Raw genomic sequence first — 12,151 nt, forward strand, 5'->3', positions numbered from 1 at the left:
ATCCCTGTGGGAGCGGGTTTACCCGCGAAGAAAGCGCCGCCGTCTCCCACAGGGATTGGGCTGGCCTTCAGATTTTGAGCAAGACAGTTGCTACACAGGGTCACGCGCCCCCTGTGGGAGCGGGTTCACCCGCGAAGAAGGCGCCGCCGTCTCCCACAAGGATTGGGCTGGCCTTCAGATTTTGAGCAAGACAGTTGCTACACAGGGTCACGCGCCCCCTGTGGGAGCGGGTTCACCCGCGAAGAAGGCGCCGCCGTCTCCCACAAGGATTGGGCTGGCCTTCAGATTTTGAGCAAGACAGTTGCTCGCACGGGGTCACGCGATCCCTGTGGGAGCGGCGGTTCGGCGCTCCGATTTACCCGCGAAGAAGGCGACCCCGTCTCAGAGCCTCACACTGGCAAAGGTCGACTCGTTACGCGCCTGGCTCAGGGCCGCCATCGGCCCGCTGTGCGGCGACAGCGCCATGGCCTGCGGAATCGGCATCATCGCCACCTGCTGCGCGGTATTGGAACCTACACGCTCGTCACGCGGCGGAATGCCGAAGTATTCGCGGTAGCACTTGGAGAAGTGCGGCGTGGAGACGAACCCGCACACCGACGCCACCTCGATGATCGACATCGGCGTCTGCTTGAGCAACTGCCGTGCACGGATCAGCCGCAGCTTGAGGTAGTAACGCGACGGCGAGCAGTGCAGGTACTTCTGGAACAGGCGCTCGAGCTGACGCCGCGACACGTTGACGTACACCGCCAGCTCGTCCAGGTCGATCGGCTCTTCGAGGTTCGCCTCCATCAGCGCAACGATCTCCTGCAGCTTCGGCTGGTTGGTGCCGAGCATGTGCTTGAGCGGCACGCGCTGGTGGTCCTGCTCGTTGCGGATGCGCTCGTAGACGAACATCTCGGAGATGGCCGCCGACAGCTCACGGCCGTGATCGCGGCTGATCAGGTGCAGCATCATGTCCAGCGGCGCAGTGCCGCCGGAGCTGGTGAAGCGGTTGCGGTCGAGGGTGAACAGGCGCGTGCTCATGTTGACCCGTGGGAAGGCCTCCTGCATCGCCGCCAGACACTCCCAGTGCACGCTGCAGTCGAAGCCGTCGAGCAGGCCGGCACAAGCCAATGCCCAGCTGCCAGTGCACACCGCGCCAAGCCTGCGCGACTGGCGCGCCTGGGCCTGCAGCCAGGTGACGTGTTCGCGGGTCACGGTGCGCTGGATACCGACGCCACCGCAGACGATCACGGTGTCCACCGGCGGTGCGCTGTGCATCGCGGCGTCCGGAGTGATCTGCAAGCCATCACTGGCCCAGACCTGGCCGCCATCGACGGTCAGCGTATGCCAGCGGTACAGCTCGCGCCCCGACAGCTGGTTGGCCATGCGCAGCGGCTCTACGGCCGAGGCGAGCGAGATCAGGGTGAAGTTGTCCAGCAGGAGAAAGCCGATGGACTGGGGGGCTGTGCGGTTCTGGGTTGGGTTCCCGGAGGTGTACGACGTCATCGCGGTTTCTCCTCACACAATGCAGGGTGTGCCTCAGGCGGGCACCGTTTCTTGTCATGGCCCCGATTCGTATGCAGGGGCTTTGCCAATCTCAACGCAATCGCCGTGCCTGAAATTGAACGGCTATCCAAAAAAACCCAAAAACGACGTTGCCGTGCGAGTTGTAGGGCCTTTCAAGGGGCGTTGGGTGAACACCGCAAACAGGCGTGCCAGCGCCTCTGCGTGTAACGACTGAGCAGTTCGGTAGCACTTGTGGGAAGGCTGCCCAGAAGCGACATTCATAAGTGTCACCGACAATGACACCACTGGTCGCGACAGCCGACAGCCGGTCGGCACCGGCTGTTGCACAATAAAGCAGCACAACCGCCGCAAGAGGGCCAGATCAGCGCATCAGCATTCGATGACGCTGACTGCCAACCCGCCGCGGGAGGTCTCCTTGTACTTGTCGTGCATATCGGCACCGGTGTCGCGCATGGTGCGGATCACCTGGTCGAGGGAGATGAAGTGTTCGCCGTCGCCACGCAGGGCCATCTGCACGGCATTGATCGCCTTTACGGCAGCGATGGCGTTACGTTCGATGCAAGGCACCTGGACCAGCCCACCGACCGGGTCGCAGGTCAGCCCGAGGTTGTGCTCCAGGGCGATTTCAGCAGCGTTCTCCAGTTGTGCCGGGGTAGCCCCGAGCACTTCGGCCAGACCCGCTGCAGCCATGGCGCAGGCCGAACCGACCTCGCCCTGGCAGCCCACTTCGGCCCCGGAGATCGAAGCGTTCTTCTTGCAAAGGATGCCTACCGCCGCTGCACCCAGGAAGAACTCCACCACGTTGGACTCATCCACCGCGTCGGAGAAGCGCATGTAGTAGTGCAACACCGCCGGGATGATGCCGGCCGCGCCGTTGGTAGGCGCAGTGACCATGCGCCCACCCGCGGCGTTTTCTTCGTTGACGGCCAGGGCGAACAGGTTCACCCACTCCATGGCACTCATGGTCGAGCCGATCACGTTGGGCTTGCCGATCTCCTGCAGGCTGCGGTGCAGCTTGGCTGCGCGGCGCCGCACATTGAGCCCGCCGGGCAAGATGCCTTCGTGCTTGAGACCGTTGTTCACGCATTCCTGCATGGCGCCCCAGAGCTTGAGCAGACCGGCGCGAATCTCGGCTTCGCTGCGCCAGACCTTCTCGTTCTCCATCATCAATTGCGACACGCGCATGTCGTTTTGCTTGCACAGGCGCAGCAGTTCGGCGGCGCTGTTGAAATCGTAGGGCAACACCGTCTGGTCGGCGTCCAGTACTCCGCTCGCGGCCTGCGCCGCATCGACCACGAAGCCGCCACCCACCGAGTAGTAAGTGTCGCGATGCAGCTCGCCCTCGGCACCTTCGGCCACCAGGGTCATGGCATTGGGGTGGTAGGGCAGGTTCTCGTCGAGCAGCAGCATGTCGCGGGCCCAGATGAATTCGATGGGCAGGCGGCTGTCGAGCTGCAAGGTGTTGGTTTCACGCAAGTCGGCGATACGCGGGGTGATCTGCGTGGGGTCGATTGCGTCGGGCCACTCGCCCATCAGCCCCATGATCGTGGCGTTGTCAGTGCCGTGACCGATGCCGGTGGCCGACAACGAGCCGTACAACCGTACCTCGATGCGCCGAACCCGCTCCAGATCGCCGCGTTCGCGCAGGCCCTGGACGAACAGCGCTGCGGCGCGCATGGGGCCGACGGTATGCGAGCTGGAAGGCCCGACGCCGATCTTGAACAGGTCGAACACGCTGATGGCCATTGTCGAATCACCTCTTGATGGGCTTGTCTCTGCGCGCCATGTGGCGGCGCAGCCAGCTGCTAGGCTGATAGCGGCGAGTTGCCGCGAATGCACGCATCATCGGGCTTTTACCCCTCCCCTCGCCGTCTGCAACCGACGTACTTTTGTCCGGCAGCGCCCTGTTGCGAAAGCCATCATTGCGCCGCTTTCAGGCGAACGGGTGACGCAAAGACACGGGCCGGGGCGGGGAAAAATCCGTAAGCGACATTGCCCGTACTGGATGCGACCTGTCCTGCACTGGTTACGACTCCACCAGTAGGCGATTGCCGAACGCTGGGGGATTATCGAAAGCGACTCGTATTGCACGGCCACGCAACCTGCCCTCTGCAGGCCAGATCGATCGACGCCCCAGAAAGCGACGACGATTACGCGAACCCGAAGAAAAAATCACAGGAGTCCACCCATGAAAGGTTCACCCTCGCTGTTGTTGGTTGCGTTGCTCGCAGCACCCGTGTTCGCCCAAGCCGCCGAACCGGAACAGTGTCAGACGGTCCGCTTCTCCGATGTCGGCTGGACCGACATCACCGTGACCACGGCAACCACCAGCGTTGTCCTCGAAGCGCTGGGCTACAAGACCCACACCACCATGATCTCGGTGCCGGTGACCTACAAGTCGCTGGCCACCGGCAAGGACCTCGACGTGTTTCTCGGCAACTGGATGCCGACCATGGAAAACGACATCAAGCAGTACCGCGACGCCGGCACTGTCGAGACGGTCCGCGCCAACCTGGAAAACGCCAAGTACACCCTGGCAGTGCCCCAGGCTCTGTATGACAAGGGTCTGAAGGATTTCAGCGATATTCCCAAGTTCAAGAAGGAACTTGACGGCAAGATCTATGGCATCGAACCGGGCAACGATGGCAACCGCACCATCCAGAGCATGATCGACAAGAACGCCTTCGGCCTGAAGGACGCCGGCTTCAAGATCGTGCAGTCGAGCGAGGCCGGCATGCTGTCGCAGGTCGATCGGGCCCAGAAGCGCGGCGAGGCCGTGGTGTTCCTGGGCTGGGAGCCTCATCCGATGAATACCCGCTTCAAGATGCAGTACCTGACCGGGGGTGATGAGTTCTTCGGTCCAGAATTCGGCAAGGCCACTGTACTGACCAATACCCGCAAGGGTTATGCGCAGGAATGCAGCAACGTCGGCCAGCTGCTGAAGAACCTGGTGTTCGAGCTCAAGGATGAAAGTACCATGATGGGTTATGTCCTGGACGACAAGATGAAGCCCGAGGCGGCCGCCAAGAAGTGGCTCAAGGACAACCCTGGCAAGCTGGATACCTGGCTGGCCGGCGTCACCACCGTGGATGGCAAACCAGGCCTGGAGGCAGCCAAGGCCAAGCTGACGCAGTAGCTGTCGGCTCTGTATGAAAAGTCTTGAGACGAAGGTCAGGCAAGGCGAAAACAGCCGAGGAAGCGGAGTTTACAAGTTGTAAATGAGCATTCCGAGGCTGTTTTCAACGCAGCATCACCGAGTATCAAGGCTTTTCGTACAGAGCCCAGGCACTACCTCGGGGTGGGACCGTGCTCACCCCGGACTGATTCCAATCATTGCAGGTGGAAGCTCGCTATCATGCTTATCGATCAGAAAATACCTCTGGGGCAGTACATCGCCTCATTTGTCGAATGGTTGACCCAGAACGGCGCCAACTACTTCGACGCTATCGCCCAAGGCCTGGAGTTCATGATCCATGGCGTCACCAGCGCCCTGACCTGGTTCAACCCCTTCGTCCTCATCGCCCTGTTCGCCGCCCTCGCGCACCTGATCCAGCGCAAGTGGGCGCTGACCGTCTTCGTCGCCCTGTCGTTCCTGTTGATCCTCAACCTCGGTTACTGGCAGGAAACCATGGAAACCCTGGCGCAAGTGAGCTTCGCCACAGTGGTCTGCGTAGCCATCGGCGTGCCGCTGGGCATCATTGCCGCGCACAAGCCGATGTTCTATACCGCCATGCGTCCGGTACTCGACCTGATGCAGACCGTACCCACCTTCGTCTACCTGATCCCGACCCTCACCCTGTTCGGCCTGGGAGTAGTACCGGGGCTGATTTCCACCGTGGTGTTCGCCATCGCGGCCCCCATTCGCCTCACCTACCTGGGCATCTGCGACGTACCGCAGGAGTTGATGGACGCCGGCAAGGCCTTCGGCTGCTCGCGTCGCCAACTGCTGACCCGTATCGAACTGCCGCACGCCATGCCGAGCATCGCTGCCGGCGTGACCCAGTGCATCATGCTGTCGCTGTCGATGGTGGTGATCGCCGCCCTCGTCGGCGCCGATGGCCTGGGCAAGCCGGTGGTCAACGCTCTCAACACCGCCGACATCTCGCTCGGCTTCGAAGCGGGCCTTGCGATCGTGCTGCTGGCGATCATGCTCGACCGTATCTGCAAGCAACCGGAACTGCCGGCAAGGAGTGAAGCATGAGCATCATTCGCTTCGAAGATGTCGATGTCATCTTCTCCAGCAAGCCGCGCGAAGCGCTGTCGCTGCTCGACGAGGGCAAGACCCGCGAGCAGATCCTCAAGCAGACCGGGCTGGTGGTCGGCGTCGAAAAGGCCAACCTGGATATCGAGAAAGGCGAAATCTGCGTGCTGATGGGCCTGTCAGGCTCGGGCAAGTCGAGCCTGCTGCGCTGCATCAATGGCCTGAACACCGTAAGCCGCGGCAAGCTGTTCGTCGAGCACGAAGGCAAGCACATCGACATCGCCCATTGCACCCCGGCGGAGCTGAAGATGATGCGCACCAAGCGCATTGCCATGGTGTTCCAGAAATTCGCCCTGATGCCCTGGCTGACCGTACGCGAGAACATCAGCTTCGGCCTGGAAATGCAGGGTCGCCCCGAGAAGGAGCGGCGCAAGCTGGTCGATGAAAAACTCGAGCTCGTGGGCCTGACCCAGTGGCGCAACAAGAAACCGGACGAACTGTCCGGGGGCATGCAGCAGCGAGTGGGCCTGGCCCGTGCGCTGGCGATGGACGCCGACATCCTGCTGATGGACGAGCCCTTCTCTGCACTCGACCCGCTGATCCGCCAGGGCCTGCAGGACGAGCTGCTGGAACTGCAGCGCAAGCTGAGCAAGACCATCGTCTTCGTCAGCCACGACCTGGACGAGGCGCTAAAGCTGGGTAGCCGCATCGCGATCATGAAGGACGGCCGGATCATCCAGTACAGCAAGCCGGAAGAAATCGTGCTGAATCCGGCCGATGAATACGTGCGTACCTTCGTCGCACACACCAACCCGCTCAATGTCCTGTGCGGGCGCAGCCTGATGCGCAGCCTGGACAACTGCAAGCGGATCAACGGTTCGGTGTGCCTGGACCCGGGTGGTGATTCATGGCTGGACCTGGGCGAGGGCGGCTCGATCAAGCGCGCGCGCCAGGGGCAGAACGGGTTGGACCTGCAGAATTGGGTGCCGGGGCAGGATGTGGAAAGCCTGGGTCGCCTGCCAACGCTGGTGCACGCCGACATCGGCATGCGCGAGGCACTGCAGATTCGTTATCAGACGGGCAACAAGCTGGTGCTGCAGGAGAACGACAAGGTGGTCGGGATTCTGGGCGACAGCGAGCTGTATCACGCATTGCTCGGCAAGAATCACGGTTGAAGCAATTGGGGCCGCGTCGCGGCCCTTCGCGGGCAAGCCCGCTCCCACAGGATTTACACAACCTGTGGGAGCGGGCTTGCCCGCGAAGGCTGCAAAGCAGCCCCAATCACTGATTCAGCGTACGACGATCCCGCGCGAAGCCATGTAGGCCTTGGCCTCGGGCACCGTGTACTCCCCGAAGTGGAAGATGCTCGCCGCCAGCACCGCGCTGGCATGCCCTTCCAGAATCCCATCGGCCAGATGCTGCAGGTTGCCCACACCACCGGAGGCGATCACCGGAATCCCCAGCGCATCGCTGATGGCACGGGTCACGCCAAGGTCGAAGCCGTTCTTCATCCCGTCCTGGTCCATGCTGGTCAGAAGGATCTCACCGGCGCCCAGCCCTTCCATCTTCTTCGCCCACTCCACCGCATCCAGACCGGTGGGCTTGCGCCCGCCATGGGTGAAGATCTCCCAGCGCGGCGTTTCGCCTGGGCCAGAAACCTTCTTGGCATCGATGGCCACGACAATGCACTGCGAACCGAAACGGTCGGCAGCTTCGCCAACGAACTCAGGGTTGAACACTGCGGCGGTGTTGATCGAAACCTTGTCGGCACCAGCGTTGAGCAGGTTGCGGATGTCCTGCACGGTACGCACGCCACCCCCGACGGTCAGCGGGATGAACACCTGGCTGGCCATGCGCTCGACGGTATGCAAGGTGGTATCACGGCCATCGACACTGGCGGTGATGTCCAGGAAGGTGATCTCGTCGGCGCCCTGCTCGTTGTAGCGACGGGCGATTTCCACCGGATCACCCGCATCACGGATGTTCTCGAACTTGACGCCCTTGACCACCCGGCCGTTGTCCACGTCCAGGCAAGGGATGATGCGCTTGGCCAGTGCCATGGTTCAGTCCTCAGCCTTGGTAGTTGTCGCAGAAGGCCTGGGCCTCGGCGACATCGAGGGTGCCTTCGTAGATGGCACGCCCGGTAATGGCGCCGATGATGCCTGGGGCCTTGGCGTCCAGCAGGGCCTTGATGTCACCCAGGTTGTGAATGCCGCCCGAGGCGATCACCGGGATCGAGGTCGCTTCGGCCAGGGCCTTGGTGAAGGGCACGTTGCAGCCCTGCATCATGCCGTCCTTGGCGATGTCGGTGTAGACGATCGCCGACACGCCATCGGCCTCGAATCGCTTGGCCAGGTCGATGACCTGCACCGAGCTCACTTCCGCCCAGCCGTCGGTGGCGACGAAACCGTCCTTCGCGTCCAGGCCGACGATGACCTTGCCCGGGAACGCCTTGCACGCCTCGGCGACGAACTCAGGCTGCTTGACCGCCTTGGTGCCGATGATCACGTAGCTGACGCCAGCCTTGACGTAGTGCTCGATGGTTTCCAGCGAACGGATGCCGCCGCCGATCTGGATCGGCAGTGTCGGGTAGCGCTTGGCGATGGCAGTGACCACTTCGCCGTTGACCGGCTGGCCCTCGAAGGCGCCGTTGAGGTCGACCAGGTGCAGGCGGCGGCAGCCACCCTCGACCCACTTGGCAGCCATGCTCACCGGGTCGTCGGAGAATACCGTCGAGTCTTCCATGCGGCCCTGGCGCAGGCGCACGCAGGCACCGTCCTTCAGATCGATAGCGGGGATAATCAGCATCTTGGAAACCTGTTCTAATCGGTGGAGTTCAGGGCTTCTCGAGCGCCCACAAGTCGCTTTCGATGCTCTCGAACCGCTCCTTGAGGTGCAGTTGAACATCGGCAATCGCCCTGTTGTAGTAATGGGGTGCAATTTCCTTGCTGAACAATTCGAGGACCTCGGCCACCTCGAACGAGCCGAGGGTCAGCTCGAAGCGGTCTTCAAGGAAGCGCTTGAGCACATCGAGTGCCTCGCGCTCCTGCTCGGGGGCCAGAGTGATGACCGGGGCCTTGGTCTTCGACCTGCTCATTTACCAGCGCCCGTCCCAGGCGACGAAGTTCTGCAGCAGCTGCAGACCGTGCGTGTGGCTCTTTTCCGGGTGGAACTGCACGGCAAAGCGCGAGCCGTCGGCCAGCGCAGCGGCGAAGTCGACGCCATAGTGGCCGCGACCGACCACCTGGCCCGGCTTGCCGGCATTGATGTAGTAGCTGTGCACGAAATAGAAACGCGCGCGGTCCGGGATGTCGTGCCACAGCGGGTGGTCGATGCACTGGCTGACTTCGTTCCAGCCCATGTGCGGCACCTTCAGGTGCTCGCCGTCTTCCTCCAGGCCCTTGCCGAAGAAGCGCACCTGGCCGGGGAACAGGCCGATGCAGTCGACGCCTTCGTTTTCCTCGCTGTGCTCGAGCAGCGCCTGCATGCCGACGCAGATGCCGAGGAAGGGGCGGTCCTGGCTGACTTCACGCACCAGGCTGTCGAAGCCCAGGCGACGGATTTCAGCCATGCAGTCGCGGATCGCGCCGACGCCTGGGAACACCACGCGATCGGCCTCGCGGATCACCGCCGCGTCGCTGGTGACCAGCACCTTGCCGGCGCCCACGTGCTCGAGAGCCTTGGCCACCGAGTGCAGGTTGCCCATGCCATAGTCGATGACGGCGACAGTCTGCATTACAGGCATCCCTTGGTCGACGGCATCTGGCCAGCCATGCGCTCATCGAGCGTCACGGCCATGCGCAGGGCGCGGCCGAAGGCCTTGAACACGGTTTCGATCTGGTGGTGGGTGTTGTGGCCACGAATCGTGTCGATGTGCAGGGTCACCAGGGCGTGGTTGACGAAGCCCTGGAAGAACTCCTGGAACAGGTCGACGTCGAAGCCGCCGACCGAGGCGCGGGTGAACGGCACATGCATCTGCAGGCCGGGACGGCCGGAGAAGTCGATGACCACGCGCGACAGCGCTTCGTCCAACGGCACGTAGGCGTGGCCGTAGCGGAAGATGCCCTTCTTGTCGCCAATGGCCTTGGCGAAAGCCTGGCCGAGGGTGATACCGACGTCTTCGACGGTATGGTGATCGTCGATATGCAGGTCGCCCTTGCATTCGATGTCCAGATCGATCAGCCCGTGCCGGGCGATCTGGTCGAGCATGTGTTCAAGGAAAGGCACACCGATATCGAATCGGGCCTTGCCGGTGCCATCCAGGTTGATCGAGGCCTTGACCTGGGTTTCCAGGGTATTGCGCTCGACGGAAGCCTTACGTTCGACCATCACCAGCTCCGCAAAATCATTGGGCGAAAAGGGCTCCATTATAGGCCCAGAATGCGCCGGCTTGAAACGCGGATGACGTGTGGCAGCACAAAGCATTCGCGGGCGAGCCCACTCCCACAAGGGCAACATCGCCTTGCAGGAGCGGGCTCGCCCGCGAAAGGGCCCTTTCAGGCCCGGCAAATCAGTGCATCAGTGGAACAGCACCGCCGTCTTCTGCAGGGTGATCCACACGCCCCAGGCCAGCGGAATCACCACCACGGCCCAGGCCAGCAGCACCAGCGGCAGGCTGCCAGGCGCTGCATGCCACTCCAGCGACTGCGCGCCATCGGCGCCCTTGTCGTGGCTCAGCGCGCGCTCGGCAGCGAGCTCGGCGTCGGTCATGAAGTACTTGTCGGCTACCGGACGCACCAGCAGGTTGCAGATGAAGCCCAGTACCAGCAGGCCGGCGAGGATGTACAGGGTCATGTCGTAGGCTGCCGCGCGCGGTACACCGGCCGCCAGCTGCGACTCGCGCAGGTAGGTGATCAACACCGGCCCCAACACGCCGGCCGCAGCCCAGGCGGTCAGCAGGCGACCATGGATGGCGCCGACCATCTGCGTGCCGAACAGGTCGGCCAGGTAGGCCGGAACGGTGGCGAAACCACCACCGTACATCGACAGGATGATGCAGAACGCCGCCACGAACAGCGCGACGTTGCCGATGTGGCCCATGTTCGGCACCAGGGTGTACAGGCCCACGCCGATGGCGAAGAAGGCGAAGTAGGTGTTCTTGCGCCCGATGTAGTCGGAGAACGACGCCCAGAAGAAGCGCCCGCCGATGTTGAACAGGCTCAGCAGGCCGGTGAAGCCGGCAGCGATGGCAGCGATCTGCGCCAGCTGCGCGGCATTCAGCTCGCTGAAGCTCAGGTCGTTGCCCAGCAGCTTGCCGCCGAACACTTCCTGCAGCAGTGGCGAGGCCATGCCCAGGATGCCGATACCGGCCGAGACGTTCAGGCACAGCACCAGCCACACCAGCGCGAACTGTGGGGTCTTCCAGGCCACGCTGACGTGCACGTGACGGTCGGTGACCATGGCGTTGGCCTTCTTCACCGGCGGCGTCCAGCCTTCAGGCTTCCAGCCGGTCGGCGGCACGCGGTACGCCAGGGCGCCAGCGGTCATGAACACGAAGTAGATCGCCGCCATGGCGATGAAGCTCTGCCATACGCCGACTTCCTGGCCGTTGGCGAAATGCCCCATCAGTGCAGTGGCCAGTGGCGCCCCCACCATCGCGCCGCCGCCAAAGCCCATGATCGCCATGCCGGTCGCCATGCCGCGCTTGTCCGGGAACCACTTGATCAGCGTCGAAACCGGCGAGATATAGCCCAACCCCAGGCCAATACCGCCGATGACGCCCGAGCCCAGCCACATCAGCCAGAGCTGATGGGTCTTGATGCCGATTGCCGAGATGACCAGGCCGCCGCACCAGCACAGCGCCGATACCAGGCCAGCCTTGCGCGGGCCGGCGTGTTCCAGCCAACCGCCCAGCACGGCGGCCGAGCAGCCGAGGAAGACGAAGAACAGGGTGTAGATCCAGCTGAGCATCGAAATCTGCCAGTCGCAGTCGGCGCTGAACAGACGGGCGATGAAGCCCATGTCAGGCGAGCAGGCGACCGGTGCGGTGATGCCGATGGCCTGGGACAGGGGCAGCCAGAACACCGAGAAGCCATAGGCCATGCCGATGCACAGGTGAATGGCCAAGGCGGCCGGTGGAACCAGCCAGCGATTGAACCCTGGCCGGGCGATGATGCGCTCCTTCGACAGGAAGCCCGGCGCGCTCGTCGCCGCTCCTGCCGTAATACTGCTATTCATGGATTCGATCCTTTTATGTATGGTTGCGCTTTCGGATCGTTTCCCTGGCTGTTTCGCGGCACACAAGGCGAAATTGGCACCGTTTTCGGCGTCGTTGCCCCGCGACAATAGGTCGCGGTCACTCCGGAAGCTGCGCAAGGTTACCAGCATAAGATGACGGCGAGATCAATCTGACATCATTATTTTTCATAAAACTGAACCGGTACAGGTCGGACGCGCAACCGTTTGCGATGTGCAGCGACCTCTTCGCGGGCTAGCCCGCTC

At 62.9% G+C, this 12,151-nt stretch carries 11 protein-coding genes; 3 read left to right on the forward strand and 8 right to left on the reverse strand.

What is annotated here, in order from left to right:
- Window positions 1–381: 381 nt before the first annotated feature.
- A complete protein-coding gene (locus tag IAE40_RS09990) occupies window positions 382–1,488 on the reverse strand; it encodes a GlxA family transcriptional regulator (RefSeq protein ID WP_054891716.1) in 1,107 nt (368 codons plus the stop codon).
- A 390-nt stretch (window positions 1,489–1,878) separates the two neighbouring features.
- A complete protein-coding gene (locus tag IAE40_RS09995) occupies window positions 1,879–3,255 on the reverse strand; it encodes an L-serine ammonia-lyase (protein ID WP_063542272.1) in 1,377 nt (458 codons plus the stop codon).
- 442 nt (window positions 3,256–3,697) lie between these two features.
- Between IAE40_RS09995 and IAE40_RS10000 the strand changes: the two genes are divergently transcribed.
- The 3 genes from IAE40_RS10000 to choV all read left to right on the forward strand — a co-directional run bounded on the left by IAE40_RS10000 (window position 3,698) and on the right by choV (window position 6,885).
- Complete coding sequence (locus IAE40_RS10000) at window positions 3,698–4,645, forward strand: choline ABC transporter substrate-binding protein (protein WP_153772446.1); 948 nt, start codon at window positions 3,698–3,700, stop codon at window positions 4,643–4,645.
- A gap of 216 nt (window positions 4,646–4,861) precedes the next feature.
- Window positions 4,862–5,710, forward strand: a complete 849-nt coding sequence (gene choW, locus IAE40_RS10005) for a choline ABC transporter permease subunit (RefSeq protein WP_172964837.1) — start codon at window positions 4,862–4,864, stop codon at window positions 5,708–5,710.
- Complete coding sequence (gene choV / locus IAE40_RS10010; protein WP_054891712.1) at window positions 5,707–6,885, forward strand: choline ABC transporter ATP-binding protein; 1,179 nt, start codon at window positions 5,707–5,709, stop codon at window positions 6,883–6,885. The genes choW and choV overlap by 4 nt, the downstream gene beginning before the upstream one ends.
- A gap of 114 nt (window positions 6,886–6,999) precedes the next feature.
- Here the strand turns inward: choV and hisF are convergent, their stop codons facing one another.
- From hisF to IAE40_RS10040, 6 genes are all read right to left on the reverse strand, one after another.
- Entirely contained in the window at window positions 7,000–7,770 is a 771-nt protein-coding gene (gene hisF, locus IAE40_RS10015) for an imidazole glycerol phosphate synthase subunit HisF (RefSeq protein ID WP_008091498.1), read from the reverse strand.
- Between the two features lie 10 nt (window positions 7,771–7,780).
- Window positions 7,781–8,518, reverse strand: a complete 738-nt coding sequence (gene hisA / locus IAE40_RS10020) for a 1-(5-phosphoribosyl)-5-[(5-phosphoribosylamino)methylideneamino]imidazole-4-carboxamide isomerase (RefSeq protein WP_003257484.1) — start codon at window positions 8,516–8,518, stop codon at window positions 7,781–7,783.
- A gap of 28 nt (window positions 8,519–8,546) precedes the next feature.
- On the reverse strand, window positions 8,547–8,807 hold the full coding sequence (locus IAE40_RS10025; RefSeq protein WP_054891710.1) for a DUF2164 domain-containing protein: 261 nt from the start codon (window positions 8,805–8,807) through the stop codon (window positions 8,547–8,549).
- The gene (gene hisH, locus IAE40_RS10030; protein ID WP_054891709.1) at window positions 8,808–9,446 is read right to left on the reverse strand and encodes an imidazole glycerol phosphate synthase subunit HisH; all 639 of its coding nucleotides are present in this window, start codon (window positions 9,444–9,446) and stop codon (window positions 8,808–8,810) included.
- Window positions 9,446–10,039, reverse strand: a complete 594-nt coding sequence (gene hisB, locus IAE40_RS10035; RefSeq protein WP_054891708.1) for an imidazoleglycerol-phosphate dehydratase HisB — start codon at window positions 10,037–10,039, stop codon at window positions 9,446–9,448. Before hisB ends, hisH begins: the two co-directional genes overlap by 1 nt.
- 189 nt (window positions 10,040–10,228) lie before the next feature.
- Complete coding sequence (locus IAE40_RS10040) at window positions 10,229–11,887, reverse strand: OFA family MFS transporter (RefSeq protein ID WP_197889769.1); 1,659 nt, start codon at window positions 11,885–11,887, stop codon at window positions 10,229–10,231.
- Window positions 11,888–12,151 lie beyond the last annotated feature (264 nt).

It is taken from the genome of Pseudomonas sp. S44 (genome assembly GCF_016624805.1).
Taxonomy (GTDB): Bacteria; Pseudomonadota; Gammaproteobacteria; order Pseudomonadales; family Pseudomonadaceae; genus Aquipseudomonas; species Aquipseudomonas machongensis.